The 18,497-nt window shown below is 57.6% G+C and carries 16 protein-coding genes and 2 pseudogenes; 16 read left to right on the forward strand and 2 right to left on the reverse strand.

Translation table 11 applies throughout. The annotated features are described in order from the left end of the window. Positions 1 to 226: 226 nt before the first annotated feature. The 9 genes from B5G34_RS04845 (at position 227) to B5G34_RS04890 (ending at position 9,995) form a co-directional block, all read left to right on the forward strand. Positions 227 to 832: a DAK2 domain-containing protein gene (locus tag B5G34_RS04845; RefSeq protein WP_087334778.1), complete on the forward strand. Its 606-nt coding sequence runs from the start codon at positions 227 to 229 to the stop codon at positions 830 to 832. Positions 833 to 868: 36 nt separating this feature from the next. Beyond that, on the forward strand, positions 869 to 1,867 hold the full coding sequence (locus B5G34_RS04850; RefSeq protein WP_087334780.1) for a dihydroxyacetone kinase subunit DhaK: 999 nt from the start codon (positions 869 to 871) through the stop codon (positions 1,865 to 1,867). A 3-nt stretch (positions 1,868 to 1,870) separates the two neighbouring features. After that, a complete protein-coding gene (lsrF, locus tag B5G34_RS04855; RefSeq protein ID WP_087334783.1) occupies positions 1,871 to 2,752 on the forward strand; it encodes a 3-hydroxy-5-phosphonooxypentane-2,4-dione thiolase in 882 nt (293 codons plus the stop codon). A gap of 14 nt (positions 2,753 to 2,766) precedes the next feature. After that, complete coding sequence (locus B5G34_RS04860; RefSeq protein ID WP_087334785.1) at positions 2,767 to 3,087, forward strand: hypothetical protein; 321 nt, start codon at positions 2,767 to 2,769, stop codon at positions 3,085 to 3,087. 172 nt (positions 3,088 to 3,259) lie between these two features. Further along, a complete protein-coding gene (locus tag B5G34_RS04865) occupies positions 3,260 to 4,447 on the forward strand; it encodes a hypothetical protein (RefSeq protein ID WP_087334787.1) in 1,188 nt (395 codons plus the stop codon). A 6-nt stretch (positions 4,448 to 4,453) separates the two neighbouring features. After that, positions 4,454 to 5,500, forward strand: coding sequence for an SPFH domain-containing protein (locus tag B5G34_RS04870; RefSeq protein ID WP_087334789.1), 1,047 nt, complete (start codon positions 4,454 to 4,456; stop codon positions 5,498 to 5,500). A 946-nt stretch (positions 5,501 to 6,446) separates the two neighbouring features. After that, positions 6,447 to 7,922 (forward strand): sigma 54-interacting transcriptional regulator, encoded by a 1,476-nt coding sequence (locus B5G34_RS04880; RefSeq protein WP_204245909.1) that lies wholly within the window; start codon positions 6,447 to 6,449, stop codon positions 7,920 to 7,922. A 19-nt stretch (positions 7,923 to 7,941) separates the two neighbouring features. Continuing rightward, positions 7,942 to 8,247 carry a hypothetical protein gene (locus B5G34_RS04885; RefSeq protein WP_013379447.1) on the forward strand — a complete coding sequence of 102 codons (306 nt, stop codon included), beginning with the start codon at positions 7,942 to 7,944 and terminating at the stop codon, positions 8,245 to 8,247. Beyond that, complete coding sequence (locus tag B5G34_RS04890) at positions 8,244 to 9,995, forward strand: recombinase family protein (protein WP_087334792.1); 1,752 nt, start codon at positions 8,244 to 8,246, stop codon at positions 9,993 to 9,995. The genes B5G34_RS04885 and B5G34_RS04890 overlap by 4 nt, the downstream gene beginning before the upstream one ends. A 260-nt stretch (positions 9,996 to 10,255) precedes the next feature. Here B5G34_RS04890 and B5G34_RS18705 read toward each other — a convergent pair whose 3' ends face one another. Continuing rightward, on the reverse strand, positions 10,256 to 10,432 hold the full coding sequence (locus B5G34_RS18705) for a hypothetical protein (protein ID WP_162609420.1): 177 nt from the start codon (positions 10,430 to 10,432) through the stop codon (positions 10,256 to 10,258). 319 nt (positions 10,433 to 10,751) lie between these two features. Here B5G34_RS18705 and B5G34_RS04895 point away from each other — a divergent pair, with 319 nt between their 5' ends. Then, positions 10,752 to 11,606, forward strand: a complete 855-nt coding sequence (locus B5G34_RS04895) for a hypothetical protein (RefSeq protein ID WP_087334794.1) — start codon at positions 10,752 to 10,754, stop codon at positions 11,604 to 11,606. Between the two features lie 216 nt (positions 11,607 to 11,822). Then, positions 11,823 to 11,972, forward strand: a pseudogene (rpsR, locus tag B5G34_RS04900) (30S ribosomal protein S18); the annotation flags it as partial. Between the two features lie 82 nt (positions 11,973 to 12,054). Here the strand turns inward: rpsR and B5G34_RS04905 are convergent. Beyond that, positions 12,055 to 12,672, reverse strand: coding sequence for a hypothetical protein (locus B5G34_RS04905; protein WP_162609421.1), 618 nt, complete (start codon positions 12,670 to 12,672; stop codon positions 12,055 to 12,057). Positions 12,673 to 13,154: 482 nt separating this feature from the next. Between B5G34_RS04905 and B5G34_RS04910 the strand changes: the two genes are divergently transcribed. The 5 genes and pseudogenes from B5G34_RS04910 to glpK all read left to right on the forward strand — a co-directional run bounded on the left by B5G34_RS04910 (position 13,155) and on the right by glpK (position 18,236). Beyond that, positions 13,155 to 13,724, forward strand: coding sequence for a glycerol-3-phosphate responsive antiterminator (locus B5G34_RS04910; protein WP_087334797.1), 570 nt, complete (start codon positions 13,155 to 13,157; stop codon positions 13,722 to 13,724). A 140-nt stretch (positions 13,725 to 13,864) separates the two neighbouring features. Then, a pseudogene (locus B5G34_RS04915) lies at positions 13,865 to 14,902 on the forward strand (NAD(P)/FAD-dependent oxidoreductase); the annotation flags it as partial. Positions 14,903 to 15,191: 289 nt separating this feature from the next. Then, a complete protein-coding gene (locus tag B5G34_RS04920; protein ID WP_242956842.1) occupies positions 15,192 to 16,361 on the forward strand; it encodes an FAD-dependent oxidoreductase in 1,170 nt (389 codons plus the stop codon). Next, positions 16,358 to 16,732: a DUF1667 domain-containing protein gene (locus tag B5G34_RS04925; RefSeq protein ID WP_087334802.1), complete on the forward strand. Its 375-nt coding sequence runs from the start codon at positions 16,358 to 16,360 to the stop codon at positions 16,730 to 16,732. The genes B5G34_RS04920 and B5G34_RS04925 overlap by 4 nt, the downstream gene beginning before the upstream one ends. Before the next feature lies 1 nt (position 16,733). Beyond that, positions 16,734 to 18,236, forward strand: a complete 1,503-nt coding sequence (glpK, locus tag B5G34_RS04930; protein ID WP_087334804.1) for a glycerol kinase GlpK — start codon at positions 16,734 to 16,736, stop codon at positions 18,234 to 18,236. Positions 18,237 to 18,497 lie beyond the last annotated feature (261 nt).

Genomic DNA, 18,497 nt, shown 5'->3' on the forward strand with positions numbered 1-18,497 from the left:
ATATTCACATATGTAACACTTCTGCCTGCTTTGATCAAAGCGGGCAGAAGTGTTTTTTGTGTTTTATGCATAAGTTTCTGCGATTTTCTTTATTGATTCTGTAGAACTCATTCATTCTTGTTGACTTCCGTTACCGGCTGGTATAGGATGATTGCACAAAGGTAACAAAAGCCAGCCCGTCATCCGGAGAAAATTTGACATGTTTTATGGAAAAGAAGGGATAGCAATGAAGAAAAGCGAACTTGCAGCCCGCTTGAAACAGGCGTGCGCCTCTGTCACAGCGGCGGAGGGCACCCTGACGGAGATCGACTCCAAATTTGGTGACGCGGACCACGGCCTGACCATGCACAAGATCGCCGGGGCCATTTCCCAGGCTGTGGATGAGTCTGAGGGCGGCATCCAGGCCATGCTGGACGACGCCGCCATGGCAGTGATGGTCCTCAACGGCGGCAGCGCGGTCCCCCTCTGGAATACCTGGCTGGACGGCCTGCAGGAGGCGGCCCCTGAGGGGGACGAGGTGGACACCGCCGGGCTCAAAGCCATGTTTGCCCACGCCTTTGAGGCACTGGACGAGATTTCTGGGGCCAAGACGGGGGATAAGACCATGATGGACGCCCTCATCCCCGCTGCCGAGGCCATCGGAGCCTATACCGGCGACGAGGCCGGCCTATTTGCGGCTGCGGCCCGGGCCGCCATGGAGGGCGCCGAGGCCACGAAACAGTTCACCGCAAAGTTTGGCCGGGCCAAGAGCTACGGCGAGCAGACCATCGGTACCCCTGACGCCGGCGCGGTTTCCATGGCCCTCTTCTTCCAGGGCCTGGCCCAGGCGTAAAATCGGAACACAGATTGAACCGGGAGGTAACATGTTATGAAAATGAAGAAGTTTATCAACGCGCCTGAGACCATTACGGATGAAGAGCTGGTGGGCCTGGGTCTGGCCTACTCCGATATCGTGGAAGTGGACGGCCATCTGGTCATCAGCAAGGACCTGGCCGACGCCGACCGGGTGACCATCGTCACCTATGGCGGCTCCGGTCATGAGCCCGCCCAGGCCGGCTTTGTGGGTAAGGGCATGCTGGATGTGCAGGCCGTGGGCGATATCTTTGCCGCCCCCAATGCCAAGCTGGTCTTTGACGCCATGAAGCTGGCCGACAAGGGCCACGGCGTGCTGCTGCTTACCCTGAATTACGCCGGCGACCAGCTGGCAGGCAAGCAGGCCATCAAACTGGCCCAGAAGGCCGGGCTCAACTTCCGCCAGGTGGTTACCGGGGAGGAGGCCCAGTACGACCCCAACGGCGAGGACAACAAGCGGGGCCTGGCCGGCGCTGTGGCCCTGTACCACATTGCCGCAGCCGCCGCCCGGGAGGGCAAGAGCCTGGACGAGGTGGCTGAGATCGCCCAGCGCTACGCCGACAACATGGCCTCCATTACTGTAAAATCCACCGACGCCACTCATCCCCAGAACGGCATGTCCTTTGGCGATCTGGGGGAGACCGACATGATGGAGATCGGCGCCGGTCAGCACGGTGAGGGCGGCGGCGTCCGGGTGCCCATGATGTCTGCCAAGGAGACCGTGGCCACGGTGGCCGAGGCGCTGTGCAAGAAGCTGGACCTGAAGGCGGGCGACAGGACCTTTGTCATGATCAACGGCTGCGGCGCCACCACTATGATGGAGATGCTCATCCTCTTCAAGGATACGGTAGAGTATCTGAAGGGCAAGGGCATTGAAGTGGTGGCCAATATGGTGGGTGAGATCCTCACCGTGCAGGAGGCCGGCGGCTTCCAGATGAACATCGCCAAGTGGGACGATGAGTTTATCCGCCTGTGGAACACCCCCTGCCACACCCCCGCCTACAGTAAGGAGTAAGCTATGGCTGACAACATTGGAAACAAGGCTGCCCACGACTACCACCTGGATATCCCGGTGGCCCAGGAGGGCTTCTTTGTCAAAGGCGCGTCCCATGCGGACTGGGGTATGAAGAGCCGCCTTGCCCGCATGTTTGATCCGGAGTCGGGCAATGCCGTTATGCTGGCATTTGACCACGGCTATATCATGGGCCCCACTGCCGGGCTGGAGCGCATTGATCTGGTGATCCCGCCCCTCATTCCCTATGTGGATGTGCTGATGGGGACCAAGGGCGTGATCCGCTCCTGCATCTCTCCTGCCGCCAGGGTGGCCAAGTGTGTCCGGGTCACCTATGATACCACTGTCCTTTTTGATGAGATGTCCAACGGCGGCGGCATTGCCTGTGACATTGAAAATGCCATCCGTATGAATGCCGACTGCATGGCCGTGCAAACCTTCATCGGCGCCCCCGGCGAGTCCCGCTCCCTGGAGCTGCTCTGCCGCACTGCCGACGCAGGCGCCAGATACGGCATTCCCACCCTGGGTGTGGTGGCGGTTGGTAAGCAGATGGAGCGCACCGAAAAGTTCTTCCAGCTGGCCACCCGTGTGCTGGCGGAAAACGGCGCCAATATTGTGAAAAGCTACTACTGCGAGGGTTTCGAGCGGGTGGCCGCCGCCTGTCCGGTGCCCATTGTCATTGCCGGGGGCAAGAAGCTGCCTGAGCCGGAGGCTCTGGAGATGGCCTACAGGGCCATTCAGGAGGGGGCTCACGGTGTGGATATGGGCCGGAACATCTTCCAATCCGACTGCCCCGCCGGTATGGCCCAGGCCATCGGTGCGGTGGTCCACAAGGGCTATACGCCCAAGCAGGCTCTGGAGGTCTATGAAAGCGTCAAACACGGTTAAAAGGAGGAAGCGCTATGTCCGCTGAATATATGCACATCGGGATCCCCGTCACCAACCGCAAACCCAATATGACTTACAATGAGGGGGCCAAGTTCTGGGTCAGCAACGTGGATGACTATGACTATAAGATCGAATATCTGAAGTTTGAAGAGGGCACCCCCTTCCCCGAGGAGATCCACCGCAATCCTCATGTGGCATACAAGGTGGATGATCTGGAAAAGTACATCGCCGACGCTGACAGCGTGATCTGCGGTCCCATGCCCGCCAATGACAAGGACCGCCTGGCTTTCGTCTGGAAGGACGGTGCAATCCTGGAATTGTACGAAGCAAACTGATTGGAAAATGAATACAAAAAAGGCGCAATTCGCAAGAGTTGCGCCTTTTTTGCATCAAAAAGCAAATTATCTGCAACGGATACCAAGTCTTGCTGTGCGGTCCGCGCTGTGATAAAATGGGGGACAAGACGGTCCGCCACAGGCAGAAGGACCTGGTGAAAGAAGGGACAGAATGAGCACGGAATGTCAGGAAAAAGCCGAGCGGCAGCTGTGTGCCAACTGCGGCGGCACCATCAAGTGGAACATTGCCAAACAACAGCTGGAGTGTGCCTCCTGCCGGACTCCCTATGTGCCGGAGACCACCGTGGAGCGGGTGGAGGAGCACAACTTTGACGGATATGTTCAGCGGGAGGGAGAGCGGGTCTCCTTTCCGGAGGATGCCACCATCGTGTGCGGCGGCTGCGGCGCACGGATTGCGGTGGATGAGTACTGCACCGCCACGGTGTGCCCCATGTGCGGCTCCACCCAGCTGCTGGAGGAGCGGCAGGAGGCCGGCGTACCGCCGGACGGACTCATCCCCTTTCATGTGGACAAGGAGACTGCCCAGCAGAATTTCTCCCGGTGGGTGAAGAGCCGTTGGTTTGCACCTAACCAGCTGAAGCGTGCCTACCAGGGCGGCAAGCTCCAGGGCATCTATCTGCCCTTCTGGACCTTCGATGCGGAAGTGACCACCAGCTACCGGGGATATGGCGGCAATACCCACACCTACCGGGACAGTAAGGGCAACACCCGTACCAGAATCAACTGGCGGCCGGTCAGCGGTACGGTAGGAGGGCACTACGATGATCTCCAGGTGTGCGCCGCCCTCAACACCGCCAGTCAGGTGGTGGAGAAGGTGCTGCCCTACAACACCTGTGAGCATACGGTACCCTTCTCCCACAGCTATCTGTCCGGCTTCCTGGCGGAGCACTACGCCATTCCTGCCACCCAGGCGGTGGAAACGGCCAAGGAACAGATCCGGGATGGACAGATCCAGGAGGCGGAGCAGGATATCCGCAGCCATGGTTTTAGCCATACCAGAGTGGATGATATCAATATTACCTATCACACAGTCACCTACAAGCACGTTCTGCTGCCCGCCTGGACCTCCGCCTTCACCTACGGCGGCAAGCAGTATATCTACATCGTCAACGGCGAGAGCGGCAAGGTGGGCGGCCAGCGGCCCTACAGTATCCCCAAGATCGCGGCGGCGGTGGCTGCCGGTGCGGCGGTTGTGGCGGCACTATTGTTTTTCTTCGAGGGAAGGCAGGCGGCGTCTGCGCCCCGCATGGACGGAGCAGAGCCGCCCCAGGCGGTGGTATGCCAGGCGGATTCCCCCTGGCAGAGCTGGGACCAACAGTTTGAGATTGAGAAAGGATGAACAGCCATGGCATGGTTTGGCCAGGGAAAAGATACCATTGAATGGGAAGAGACCCGGGACGACCTCCTGTTTTACAAGTGGCCCGCCAAGGAGATTAAGCGGGGCTCCCGACTGGTTCTCCGACCGGGGCAGAAGGCGATCTTCTATTCCGACGGCATCGTAGGCGCAGTCTTTGAAAATCCGGGCAACTTTGATATTTATACCGACATCGTACCCTTCTTCTCCGCGCTGCAGGGCTGGTTTTCCCTGCGGGGGGACAGCGGCATGCGGGCGGAGATCTATTTCGTCAATGCCAAGGAAATGACCCTGCCCTGGGGCACTCGGCAGCGGATCATGATTCCCACCCCGGAGGTGCCTGCCGGTGTCCCGGTGGGCTGCAACGGCAATTTGATTCTGGAGTTCCGGGATTATCAGACCTTTATCAACCAGGTGGCGGGGGTCCGGGAGACCTATTCCCTGGAGGATGTGGCCGACCGGATCATGGGCGAGCTGAACCCGGTGGTGGCCGAGGCCATCTTGAAGGGCGAGCGGCAGATGGGGCTGAACGCCCTTATCAGCCTGCAACAGAACAGCCGGGCGCTGGGCAAGGCCATCCAGGCGGAGCTGGATAAGGAGCTCAGCGAGTTTGGCCTGGGCGTGGCGGATGTGAATATTCTTGCCTTCAACTATCCTCCTGAGGTCCAGAAGATGGCGGAAAAGGCGGCGGCCCAGTCCTTTGTGACCGACGTGGGCAAGTATACCGCCATCAGCATGGCGGACAGCATGGGTGTGCCGGGCAGTGCAGGCTCCGCTGCCGCATCCGGAATGGGTATGGCTATGGGGATGCAGATGGCTGGCCAGATGATGGGGCAGGCAGCTCAGCCTCAGCAGGCGTCCTGTGTTTGCGGCTCCTGCGGCTATGCCAGTCCCACCGCGGTCCGTTTCTGTCCCCAGTGCGGCAAGCCTATGGGACAGCCCCAGCCGGAGCCGCAGGCAGGGGACCGGTTCTGTCCCAAGTGCCGTAAAATGGTGACCGGAAAATTCTGCTCCGACTGCGGTACGACTACTGTATAGTAATATTTTAGCGGGAATAAACAGATATGAGCTTCTCACGTTGAGCAAAAAGGAAGACATCTGCCGATGCAGATGTCTTCCTTTTTGTGTTCCTATCGACTGAAAAGTCTTGGGATCTCAAGGAATGAGATGTGCCGGAAACGCATATCGGATGGGTCATAGAAAAGTGCTGCCCGGAAAGACTTAAACATGCAAGCCCTTCCGGGTAGCAACTTTTTTAGGGGACTTATAGTTGGTATGTGTTTATGGGGGAGGATAGCGGCGTAGTCTCAGGGAATAAGACCTGCCTTTTTCGCATCCTTCTGTAATTGCTGCCGAAATGCAGGATGGGCCAAACTAATCATGGCATATACGCGATCCTTCATTGAAAAAAGATTTCCTGTTTTTTGACATCTGTGCGCCGCGTACAAAATCGACCTGACCGCCTGTAGCACTCTGCTGGTGGAAACCAAGAGAGTCAGCGGCGACCTGCCCAAATAGGTCGATGGACATAGCGGTGTTGACCGATATCATATCGGTATTCGCGGGAGGCGAGAAAGACAGAACGATACCGTGAAATTTGTGTTTGCGTCAGAGGAGTTAGAGAGAGCATCCAATCTGCTGCCGGGAAACTGGCTCATGCCATCCACTTATCTGTTATATATAAATTTAAGTTCATATACAAAGATGCATTCATCAAACATCAAATCGAGATAAGATAAAATGAGGGACCTGTTGACAAAAAGTAATCCGGGCTGAAATGGAAGCTTCTATCCCAGATAAGATGTTTCTTTTTATAAGCATTATGTAAAACTATATTCCGCTCAGGTCCTGCGCTTTTATGTCCACCGCTTTCTTGTATCTTAGCTATTTTTTTGTTACACTGAGGTCAAAAGACTGTAAAACAGGCGGTGAACTCATGCATACTGAGATGACAGAGCAGCAGATGCGTACACGGGGCGGGGTAATGGATGAACTGCTGGAAAAGGCCTTTGACGCCGCAGTGATTGTAGATCGGGAGGGGCGCTTTGTGTACAATACGAAGGGCTCCCTGGCCCTGCGGCGAATGGCCCCTGAGGAGATTGCAGGTAAGTATTACTGGGAGGTGAACCCAGATGCAAAGTTCCACACCACCTTGGAAAGCGGGCGATCGCAGCTGGGTGTAGTGGATGTAGTGGAAGGGCGTAAGTGTCTGGTAAACATATTTCCCATCTGCTGCGGCTCTCAAGTAATTGGGGCGCTGTCTACCGTCCTGTTTAAAAATCTTACCAACCTGAAGCAAATCATTGCCAAGCTGCCGGATGCGTATGGCGTCGAGGTGGATAACTATAATACTGTCTCCCGGCTTGCCACCAGCTACACCTTTGCCGATTACATCGGGGAAAGCCCGGCTGCCCGTGATGTGGTCCAGCAATGCCGGCTGGCCGCCCAATCTATGCGCCCCGTGCTGCTCATTGGGGAGACGGGAACGGGCAAGGAGATTCTGGCTAACGCCATCCATGCGGAGGTCAACCGCCGTGTCTGGACCCCCTGCATCAAGATCAACTGCTCCGCTATCCTCTCTGCCGTCATGCACGCCGATGAGCGCAACCGAGCCATGTCGGAAGCTCTGGGGCAGGATGTGTATCACTACCACCTTCATGTGGTCTATGTCCCGGTGGTGGAAAAACAGATTCTCTGGTCGAAGCGGTGCAAGGATAAGTCCCTTGTAGGTACAGTCAAGGAGACCATTATGCAGGTCAGCCGGAGTAAAAAGTGGGAATCCAAAGTTGCTCTGGATGAACAGGGCAATCCGCTTCTGACCTCCAAGGGCAAGAAAGTTCTGCGGACATCGTACAGTGTCCTGCAAGACGATTTCTTCAACTATATGAAAGCTGCCGGATATACCGATGTGGAGCGTGGAGAGCGTGGCAGCACCGAGGAACATTTGACGGTGACCCAGTTCAAGGTGGCACAGGAGCAGCAGCGGCTGGAAGATGTGACCGCCCAAATCGCTCAGACAGAGCAGGCGCTGGACACCGCACAGGCTGCTGTTGAGAAAAAGCAAAAAGAGCTGCAATCCCTGCAAAGACAGACCAAAGAGCAGCGTACCACCGCCTTGACTGTACAGGAAATCCGTTCTATGGGGAAAAAGACGATCACCGGCAATGTCACTTTCACTCCATCTGAGTGCGATACGCTCAAAGACTATGCGGTCAATGGGATTCTTGCCAAGGCGGAAAACAGCCGTTTGGAAGAAAAACTGCAAAGCGCACAAAAAAGTGCCGCTGTCTGGAAACAGCGATATGAATCGCTAAAAGAACAGGCACGGCCTTATCTGGAAGCTGTCAAGCTCGCACCCGAAAAGGTGCGGGCTTTTCTTGACGCCATTTTGACCCGGACCCGGCAAATAAAGCAGCACGATCAACTTTCTCGCCGCAAATCGCAAGATATGGAACTTTAACAGAAAGGAATTTTTGCTTATGACCAATCTGACAACAAAACTCAATAAGCTGGTGCTCGATGATTCTCCTTCGGAAAAGCTGATTAACGCTTGTGCCGAAATCGACATCGAATCCTGCTTTGACCCAATTTTTGAGCCGCCGATTGATTTTCTGGAAGAATGCCGGAAACGCTGGGAAAACCGAATGAATCCTTTTACAGGTACGGTAGAGCGAAAAATCGGAAATACCTGGTATCTGCTGGAGACTGTATGTGACGGAAATGAGCCGCTTACCCACAAGGTAAAACGGCTCATTTTCTCGGATAAGGAGGCGCTTTGTTCATGACACAGACTCAAATTCATGCTACAATATCACCATGCACACCGATTCTGTCAGCTGACCCAACCGTAAAGGAGGACGCTATGTTGGATCAGCAGAAAATCACCATCCTGTACTGCCGCCTAAGCAATGAGGATGCACTGGATGGAGAATCAAATTCGATACAGAATCAAAAAGAGTTTTTAACCCGGTACGCAGCCGAGCATGGCTACACCAACCTGAAAATTCTGGTGGATGACGGATATACGGGAACCAATTTTGACCGTCCCGGCGTACAGGAAGGCTTTGCGCTGGTTAAGCAGGGTCTTGTCGGTTGCTGGCTGGTCAAAGATCTCAGCAGGTTTGGCCGAGATTATCTGACCGTTGGGCAGTACACGGACATTATTTTCCCCAGCTACGATGTACGTTTCATTGCCGTCAATGACGGTGTGGACAGCGAACGTGGTGACAGCGATGGTTTTGCCGCTATTCGCAATTTGTTCAACGAATGGTATCCACGGGACACCAGTAGAAAAGTGCGTGTCGTATTCCGCCAAAAAGGCACCAGCGGAAAGCATCTGGGAAAACCGCCCTATGGCTATCGCACTGACCCAGCCGATAAAGACCATTGGATCATTGACGAGGATGCCGCCCCAGTAGTCAAGCGCATCTTTGACTTTGCCATTGACGGCAAGGGGCCGGAACAGATTGCCCGTATACTGGAGCAGGATAAGGTGCTGACTACCAAGGCGCTGTATGCCAAACAGTCGGAAAACCATCCTGACCCGAAAAAGCGCAAGAAGATGCCGGAGCGCCCTTACCATTGGATTGGTCAATCGGTTGCGGGTATTCTGGAGCGGATGGAGTACACCGGTTGTACCTGCAATTTCAAGACCTATTCCAAGTCCTATAAGCTGAAGAAGCGAATTCCCAATGACATCGAAGATATGTGTATCTTCCCTGATACGCAGGAAGCAATCGTTTCCCAGGCTCAGTGTGACAGGGTGCAGGAGCTGAGAAAAAATAAACGCCGTCCCACAAAAGCGGAACGGCAGGGATTGTTCTCCGGGCTTCTGTTCTGTCCTGATTGTGGGAATAAGCTGCACTTTGCTACCTGCAAAAGCTTTGACGGCAAGCAAGACCACTATGTATGCTCCAGCTACAAAAGCGGTCGAGGTACCTGTTCTGCCCACTATATCCGGGAAGATGTACTGCGGGAACTGGTGTTGGAGCGCATTCGGGCGGTCAATGCCTATATCCGGCAGGACGTGGAGGGTTTTCAAGAGGAATGGCTGCAATGCCGCCGCTCCGATCAGGAACGCAACATCCGTGAAGATCGAAAGCGAGTGGAGCAGGCGAAGAAACGGCTGGCTGACCTGGATGTTCTTCTGTCCCGACTTTATGAGGATTTTGTCCTGGGCGATCTGAGCAAAGAGCGGTACAAGAAAATGACCGCCGATTACGAGGCAGAACAGGAGCGGTTAAAACTCGAAATTGAAGTGACGGAAGAATGGCTGGAAACACAGGAAACCATGAGTGCAGATGTAGATGCCTTTGTCGCTCTAACCCAGAAGTATGTGGATGTGCCGGAATTGACACCTACGATAGTCAATGAATATATCAAGAAGATTGAGGTGTTTGCGCCGGACAAATCCAGCGGCAAGCGGGTACAGAAGGTGAAAATCTATTTCAACTTCGTGGATGACGTAGAGATTCCTGTGATTTCCGAGCCTGTTGTTGCGAAATCTACCCTTGGACGCAGAAAAACGGCGTGACCATTACGGTCACACCGTTCTCTGCCCCTCGCAAAGCTAAATAGTACCTTATCACTATTAAGCCTTGTGGTTACAGGATTTCTTCTTGGTACGCCCGAAGGGACTCGAACAGTGCCGTATAAGGTTTACCCAGATATATATGACATTAAATAGGTTTAGCTTATCTTATAATCTATAAGTTTCGAGAACATTATTGACCATTATGTGTTGAATGGTGTTAAGCAATTCCGTCGTGGTAAGGGTCATAATAAGGGTCAAAATCATGCGATCTGTCTTGCGATAAACAGCTCGCCCTGTGCTCTGAAATCCTCCAAACTGGTATATTGTTTATCAACAGCATTGGTCAAAGCGTCGCGGTCTCTGGAAGCAATCGAAGAAGAACTCTCATGCACAGCAATTGATGTATGCTTTTCTTCAGGCTGAGAACCCATAAGCATAGAGAAGTTACTCGTGAGGCGCTAAGGCTGTCACGGATCCAGAGAATATAGATTGGTTTTTCAGGGTTATCTGGGATTGTATCGTCATCTGTTTTTCGCAGGGACTTTTTATTCGTTTCGGGCACGAAATCAGTGCACCGATAAGCACTCTATCCATAGACATTCTTTTCTTTTATTCGTTATTATAGCATATCGCTAAAATGACAGAAAGAACATAATTGCCGAATTATCAGAGAAGCAGTTTGCCGCTGATGTTGAGTTGCCACTTGCTATTCCAGACAGACATCGGCTATAATAAGAGTGGAAAGGTGGTATGCTTATGGCCGAGATGAAGCGCAGTGTGAAGGACTCGGTGTTCACCTATCTGTTCAAGCAGCCGGAGTATACCCGCCAGCTTTACCTGGCCCTGCACCCAGAGGATACCGACGTGAAGGAGTCCGATTTCAAGCTGGTGACTCTGGAGAACGTGCTGACAACCGGCTTCTACAATGACCTGGGCATCCAGGTGCGCAACCGGCTGATTTTGCTGGTGGAGGCCCAGAGCACCTTCTCCGTCAACATTGCACTGAGGATGCTGCTGTATCTGGCGGGCACCTATAAGGAGTACATCGAGGAGCAGAAGCTGGATCTCTACGGCTCTCATCCGGTAGAAATCCCACGCCCGGAGCTATATGTGGTCTACACAGGCGACCGGAAGGAGATCCCCGAGGCACTTCACCTGTCAGGCCTGTACCAGGGTGCAGGGAGCGCCGAGGTGGAGGTCAAGGTGCTTCGGGATGATGGAACCGGAGATATTCTGGATCAGTACGTCCGGTTCTGCAAGATTGCAGATGAGCAGCGCGAGAAGTACGGCCTGACGCAACAGGCCATTGACGAGACGATTCGGATCTGCATTGCGGAAAATGTGTTGGCGCCTTTTCTGGCGTCCCGGCAGAAGGAGGTGCTGGAGATTATGGTAACGCTGTTCGATCAGGAGAAAATCGCCGAGATCCACGACTACAACGTGGCAAAGGCTGCTCGGCAGGAGGGCCGTGAAGAAGGCATTCGTGCCATGGTCAGTACGCTCAGAAGTATGTCTGTGGAGCAAAAGCAGATAGCACAAAAACTGGTAGAGCAGTTTGGACTTTTGCCCCAGGCTGCGGAGGAAAAAGTAAAACAGTACTGGAAGCAGTAGTAGTAAAAGCTCCCCGCATTTTAAGAAGTAGTGTCAGGATTTTCAGCAGATGAAGATCCTGGCACTGTTTTATTTTGGAATATGATATACTCTGTGAATCTGGATATAGTGCAATTATGCCGACGGTGCTGCCGACTATAATGACTAGGACTATACCGAATATGACGACGGCTGGGACGATTAAGTCTATCCGGCTGCGCAAACGATACCGATGCGGATGAGGCCAAGCTGCGCCGGTACCTGTCTGAGCGGAGCAAGATCCTGCCCCGCCGTACCACCGGCACCTGCGCCATGCACCAGCGCCAGCTGACCGAGGCCATCAAGCGCGCCCGTCAGATCGCGCTGCTGCCCTTCGTCACCGACTAAGAAAACAAGCCCGTGGCGGGAGAAAATTGTCCTGCCACGGGCCTATTCTGTTTCATGTATCGGTACCCTTCCAAAAGGATACTCATACCATAACGAAGTAATATGTCACGGCAGAATTAGCTAGAGTTATTAACCCAATCAGCAATCCAATAATCAATGCAGCCACCCAAATATTGGCAGTCTTTTTGTACAGCCTGCGTGCTAATATGGTAGCAATCGCCATGCAGGGAATCATCGGGAAGAGCCGAATAATGCTCAACAAGGCGAGGTCGGAACCCGGAGTTCCTGCCTGATAGAAAGTAACAAAATATGGAATTATAAGGATGCCTAGTCCAATGCAATTCACCAGGACAGTTACAGTCATGGCGAACTTCTCCGAAATCCCCTCTCGGAAGTTTGTATTGACCGCCAATGTAACCCCGGCAGCCCAAACAAACCAGAAAATCATATAGGGCGGGAAATGGCTGAATTTGTGGACTGTAAAAGTGTTGATTCCAAGCTCAAAGAACCGATAATCGGTGTTAAGCACGCCAACGGATATAAAAACAATGGAGTAAGTTGCTGCTATGACCGCCAAAGCCAAAAGAATGGTTTTAGCAATCATAACGAAGCGATTAGATTGCCCCTCTCCGGTAATAGAAACACCGAAACTTCGAAGCGTATAGCCAGCTTTACGGTAGAAAATAAGGTTTACAATCACAACAAGAACCAATTAAGCATAGAATCAGCGCAATTGCCAACCAAAAATGTGGCTTATGGAACATTTTTACCCAGGAGCCTTGCTCTTTCATGACTCATACCCTCCCCTATTGAAAGTAAATTCAGATCAGATTTATTTAGTCGAATAAAACACCTCACCCCCAAAACAAAAAGCGCGGCTGTCCCCCGACAGCCGCGCTTCTCTCCACTCATGCGCATAGAAAACATATTGGTTTGATAAAATCAAAATAGCAGATTCACAAATGTCTGTCAATAGCATTTTTTGATTTTATATATTTCGCACAATTATCCGCGTCGATTTTTGACAGTCAGGCCCCGCTGCGGGGGCTTGCAATTTTGTAGCGGGGCTGTTATGGTAAAAATACCTCAGTGCAGAGAAATGATGAGATGCGCAGAGCGGGGAAATGCCGCTTTGCGCTTTTTTCTGTTGGGGCAGCATTTTCACATCGGGAGGAGAGGCACATGGAAACACCGCAGCTTTTGGAGCTTCTGGCCGCCGGGCCGGTCATTGCGGCGGTTAAGGACGAGGAAGGGCTGGCGCAGGCGCTGGAGAGCGACGTCTCCGTGCTGTTTCTCCTCTACGGCGATATCCTGACCATCCGGGACACGGCGGAGCGGGTGCGGGAGGCGGGCAAGCGGGTCTTTGTCCATTTGGATCTGATTGATGGACTCGCTGCCCGGGAGATCTCCGCCGACTTCGTCGCCCGCAGCACCAGTGCCGACGGGGTGATCTCCACCAAGGCGGCCCTGACCCGCCGGGCGCGGGAACTGGGCCTGGTGGCCATCCAGCGGATCTTCCTGCTGGACTCCATGGCGCTGAAAAACGTGGAGCGGCACTTCTCCCGCGAGTCCGCCGATCTGGTGGAGGTGCTGCCCGGCCTGATGCCCAAGATCATCCGCCGCCTGTGCGACACCACCGGCAGGCCCATCATCGCCGGGGGGCTGATCACCGACAAGGAGGACGTGACCGGCGCCCTGGGGGCCGGGGCGGTGGCTGTGTCCTCCACCAATCCCGCCGTGTGGCGCATGTAGCCCGGCCCAACTGCATATCGTTTGTTTCCGGAGAGTGAGAGCGAAACAGAGCCGCCCCCCTGTGAGGCTGCCCTGTCTCGCTCTTTTTGCCTCTGTACCGGGGGAGAGTCCCCCACACCCTGTCTTGTGGAGGTTCTGCTATGTTCGACGTCCTCATCATCGGCTGCGGCATCACGGGCGCGGCCACGGCCTTTGCGCTGTCCAAATACCGGCTCCGGGTGGGCATCCTGGAGCGGGAGAACGACGTGGCCGACGGCACTACCAAGGCCAACTCCGCCATTCTCCACGCCGGTTACGACCCCCTGCCCGGCTCCCTGATGGCCCGGCTCAATGTGCGGGGCGTGGCCCTGGCCCGGCAGCTCTGCCCCGCCCTGGACGTGCCCTATTCCCCCTGCGGCTCCCTGGTGCTGGGCTTCACCCCGGCGGATCGGGAGGCCCTGGCGGAGCTGTACCGGCGGGGAACGGCCAACGGCGTGCCCGGCCTGGCCCTGCTCACCGGGGACGAGGCCCGGGCCCTGGAGCCCAGCCTGTCCCCGGCGGTGACCGCCGCCCTCCACGCCCCCTCGGCGGCTATCTGTTCTCCCTGGGAGTACTGCCTGGCCCTGGCGGAGACGGCGGTGCGCAACGGGGCAGAACTCCACCTGGAGACGGCAGTCACCGGCCTGTACCCCACGGAGACAGGCTGGCGGGTGGAGACCAGCCGGGGGGAGCTGGAGAGCCGGTGGGTGGTCAATGCCGCCGGGCTGGAGGCCCAGGCCGTCCACGAGATGGCGGCCCCCCGTACCTTCACCCTTCATCCCTCCCGGGGCCAGTACTTCCTGCTGGACAAGAGCGAGGGGGATCGGGTGGGCCGGGTGATCTTCCAGTGCCCCAACGAACACGGCAAGGGGGTGCTGGTGACCCCCACGATCCACGGCAACCTGCTGGTAGGCCCCAACGCCGAGCCGGTGGAGGGGGACGACACCGCCACCACCGCCGCCGGCCTGGATTTTGTGCGAGGAACCGCCCTGCGCTCGGTGCCGTCGGTGGACTTTCGGACTGTCATCCGCAGCTTCGCCGGGGTGCGGGCGGTAGCCGACACCGGGGACTTCGTCATTGAGGAGGCCGCGCCCCGGTTCCTGGATCTGGCAGGTATCTGCTCCCCTGGCCTGTCCGCCGCCCCCGCCGTGGGAGAGTACGCCGCAGAGCTGATGGGGCGGGCGGGCCTGCCCCTTGAGCGGAAGGCCGACTTTCAAGCTTCGCGCCGCCGGGTGCGTTTCAAGGAGCTGCCCGAGGTGGAAAAGGCCCGCCTGGCGGCGGAACGGCCCGACTACGGCCGGATCATCTGCCGCTGTGAGACCGTCACAGAGGGGGAGATCCTGGACGCCCTCCGCGCCCCCATCCCGCCCCGGTCGGTGGACGGGGTGAAGCGCCGGGCTGGCCGCCGCCTGCGCCGCCTGGGAGGCGGGGCTGCATCGGGTTCTGATCGTGGAGCGGGACAGGGAACTGGGGGGGATCCTCAACCAGTGCATCCACAACGGCTTCGGACTTCACCACTTCAAGGAGGAGCTCACCGGCCCGGAGTACGCCGGACGGTTTGTGAATATGCTCCGTGACACCGGAGTGGAGGTGCGGCTGGATACCATGGTGCTGGAGGTGGGGGCCGACCGCCGGGTTCACATGGTGGGGAAAGCCACCGGCTATCGGGTGGAGGAGGCCCGGAGCGTCCTGCTGGCCATGGGCTGCCGGGAGCGCACCCGGGGGGCTATCTCTATTCCCGGTACCCGACCCGCCGGCATCTTCACCGCCGGAGCCGCCCAGCGGTATGTGAACATGGAGGGGTGGCTGCCCGGGGAGCGAGTGGTGATCCTGGGCAGCGGGGACATCGGCCTCATCATGGCCCGGCGCATGACCCTGGAAGGAGCCAAGGTGCTGGCCTGCGTGGAGGTCATGCCCTATTCCGGCGGCCTGAACCGAAACATCGTCCAGTGCCTCCACGACTATGACATCCCCCTCTATCTCTCCCACACCGTCACGGAGATCCGGGGAAAGAACCGGGTGGAGCAGGTGGTGGTGTCAAAGGTGGACGAGCAGCGGCGGCCCATTCCGGGGAGCGAGATGATCTTTGACTGTGACACCTTGCTGCTGTCGGTGGGGCTGATCCCGGAGAACGAGCTCACCCGCCAGGCGGGCATCGCCATCGACCCCCGCACCAGCGGCGCGGTGGTGTATGAGAATATGGAGACCTCCCTGCCCGGGGTGTTCGCCTGCGGCAATGTGGCCCACGTTCACGATCTGGTGGACTTTGTCACCGCCGAGAGCCAGCGGGCCGGGCGGGCCGCCGCCCGCTATGTGCTGGAGGGGGCGGGCCCGGAGGAGTCCGCACTGGAGGTGGTCAGCGGGGACTGCGTCACCTACACAGTGCCCCAGCACATCCGCCCAGGCCGGGTGGAGCAGGGATGCGAGCTCTTTTTCCGGGTCAACCGGGTGTGCGGGCCCAGCCGGATTGCAGTCACCAGCGGCGGACGCCAGCTGGCCGCCTTCCGCCGGGACTGCCTGGCCCCCGGCGAGATGGAACACATCACCCTGCCCCGGGCACTACTGGATAAGGCCGATGGAGCCATTACCATTGCTGTCGAGGAGGTGAAGGCCGGATGAAGGAACTTATCTGCATTGTCTGTCCCAGGGGCTGCCATCTGAAGGTGGACGAGGCCTGCGGCTACACGGTCACGGGCAATGGCTGTCCCCGGGGGGAGGCGTATGGAAAGCGCGAGCTGACCCATCCCACCCGGGTGATCACCTCCACAGTGCGCTGTACCGGCGGCGCATACCCCCGCTGCCCGGTCAAGACCAGCGGCCCCATGCCCAAGGAGCGGATCTTTGACGTGGCGGCGGCGCTGGACGGTATCACGGTGGAGGCGCCTGTCCGGCTGGGGCAGGTAGTGGTAAAGGACGTCTGCGGCACCGGGGCCGACTTTGTGTCCACCCGGGCACTGCCGCAGACAGATGAGACGGCGGGAGGCGCGTAATATGGGCAAGTACATTCTGGCCCTGGATCAGGGCACCACCAGCTCCCGGGCCATTCTCTTCGAACGGGAGCAGAACATTCTGGGCTTGGCCCAGAAGGAGCTGACCCAGTACTACCCCCGGGAGGGCTGGGTAGAGCAGGACGCCATGGAGATCTGGTCTACCCAGTACGGCGTGATGATGGAGGCCATCGCTCGGTCGGGGGTGGAGCCGTCGGAGATTGCCGCCATCGGCATCACCAACCAGCGGGAGACCACCATCCTGTGGGACAGGGCCACCGGCCGGCCCCTGCACAACGCCATCGTGTGGCAGTGCCGCCGCACGGCGGAGCTGGTGGATCAGCTCCGCTCCGACGGGCTGGAGGAGCACATCCGGGCCGTCACCGGCCTGCTCCCCGACGCCTATTTCTCCGCCACCAAGCTCAAATGGATTCTCGACCACGTGGAGGGCGCCCGGGCGCGGGCGGAGCGGGGCGAGCTGTGCTTCGGCACGGTGGACAGCTGGCTGGTGTGGAAGCTCACCGGCGGTGCGGCCCACGTCACCGACGTGACCAACGCCTCCCGCACCATGCTCTTCGACATCCACAGGCTGGACTGGGACGACACCCTGCTCCGGGCCCTGGACATCCCCCGGGCCATGCTGCCGCAGGTGCGCTCCTCCAGCGAAATCTACGGCTACACCGACATACAGGGGGTCAGGATTCCCATCGCGGGCATGGCCGGCGACCAGCAGGCCGCCCTGTTCGGCCAGGGCTGCTTCTCCCCCGGCGACGCCAAGAACACCTACGGCACCGGCTGCTTTCTGCTGATGAACACCGGGGATACCCCCTGCGAGAGCAGAAACGGCCTGTTGACCACCATCGCTATCGGTCTCGATGGCAAGGTACAGTACGCCCTGGAGGGCTCGGTGTTCGTGGGGGGCGCGGTGATCCAGTGGCTGCGGGATGAGCTGCGCTTTTTCCCCGACAGCCGGGACGCGGAGTACTACGCCCGGAAGGCGCCCGACAACGGGGGCGTGTACCTGGTGCCCGCCTTCACGGGGCTGGGGGCGCCCTACTGGGACATGTACGCCCGGGGCATGCTCATCGGCCTCACCCGGGGCACCCGGCGGGAGCACATCACCCGGGCGGCCCAGGAGTCCATCGCCTACCAGGTGGCAGACCTGGCCCGGGCCATGGAGGCGGACACCGGGGTGCCCCTCACCAGCCTGAAGGCCGACGGGGGCGCCAGCCGGGACGGCTTCCTCATGCAGTTCCAGGCGGATATCCTGGGCCGGGCGGTGCTGCGCCCCGCCATCCGGGAGACCACCGCCCTGGGGGCGGCCTATCTGGCCGGCCTGGCCGCCGGCGTGTGGGAGAGCCGGGAGGAGCTCTCCCGCCTGTGGCGGTGCGACACCACCTTCTCCCCCGCCATGGACGCCCGGCACCGGGAGCACCTGCTGACGGACTGGCATCGGGCCGTGGAGCGCTGCCGGGGATGGGTAAATCAGGCCGATGGTTCCGTGTAGCAGGATACCGCAAAGTCTCTCCCGGTTTGAGGCGGGCCGGATGACCACAGGAAGACCCCTGTTGGGACTGTGTGGGCGCCGTGTGTCGTTTTCGGAGCGGGGAGGATATAAACGGGGAATGTTTTTCTGCATGTGGCAGACAGATGCCCTCTGAAAAGTCGCCAAGCAGCATACCTACATGAAAACTCAGAGGAAGAACGCCTCTGGAGAGTCTCATTTGGGGCCCTCTGGGGGCGTTCAATTTTGGTGCTAGAATATAGA

Source organism: Flavonifractor sp. An82, assembly GCF_002159265.1.
GTDB lineage: Bacteria > Bacillota > Clostridia > Oscillospirales > Oscillospiraceae > Flavonifractor.

Excerpts from the sequence above, each read along its gene's own strand:
- B5G34_RS04845 (WP_087334778.1), top strand. The coding sequence starts at position 227 with ATGAAGAAAAGCGAACTTGCAGCCCGCTTGAAACAGGCGTGCGCCTCT.
- B5G34_RS04850 (WP_087334780.1), top strand. The coding sequence starts at position 869 with ATGAAAATGAAGAAGTTTATCAACGCGCCTGAGACCATTACGGATGAA.
- lsrF (WP_087334783.1), top strand. The coding sequence starts at position 1,871 with ATGGCTGACAACATTGGAAACAAGGCTGCCCACGACTACCACCTGGAT.
- B5G34_RS04860 (WP_087334785.1), top strand. The coding sequence starts at position 2,767 with ATGTCCGCTGAATATATGCACATCGGGATCCCCGTCACCAACCGCAAA.
- B5G34_RS04865 (WP_087334787.1), top strand. The coding sequence starts at position 3,260 with ATGAGCACGGAATGTCAGGAAAAAGCCGAGCGGCAGCTGTGTGCCAAC.
- B5G34_RS04870 (WP_087334789.1), top strand. The coding sequence starts at position 4,454 with ATGGCATGGTTTGGCCAGGGAAAAGATACCATTGAATGGGAAGAGACC.
- B5G34_RS04880 (WP_204245909.1), top strand. The coding sequence starts at position 6,447 with ATGGATGAACTGCTGGAAAAGGCCTTTGACGCCGCAGTGATTGTAGAT.
- B5G34_RS04885 (WP_013379447.1), top strand. The coding sequence starts at position 7,942 with ATGACCAATCTGACAACAAAACTCAATAAGCTGGTGCTCGATGATTCT.
- B5G34_RS04890 (WP_087334792.1), top strand. The coding sequence starts at position 8,244 with ATGACACAGACTCAAATTCATGCTACAATATCACCATGCACACCGATT.
- B5G34_RS18705 (WP_162609420.1), bottom strand. The coding sequence starts at position 10,432 with ATGCTTATGGGTTCTCAGCCTGAAGAAAAGCATACATCAATTGCTGTG.
- B5G34_RS04895 (WP_087334794.1), top strand. The coding sequence starts at position 10,752 with ATGGCCGAGATGAAGCGCAGTGTGAAGGACTCGGTGTTCACCTATCTG.
- B5G34_RS04910 (WP_087334797.1), top strand. The coding sequence starts at position 13,155 with ATGGAAACACCGCAGCTTTTGGAGCTTCTGGCCGCCGGGCCGGTCATT.
- B5G34_RS04925 (WP_087334802.1), top strand. The coding sequence starts at position 16,358 with ATGAAGGAACTTATCTGCATTGTCTGTCCCAGGGGCTGCCATCTGAAG.
- glpK (WP_087334804.1), top strand. The coding sequence starts at position 16,734 with ATGGGCAAGTACATTCTGGCCCTGGATCAGGGCACCACCAGCTCCCGG.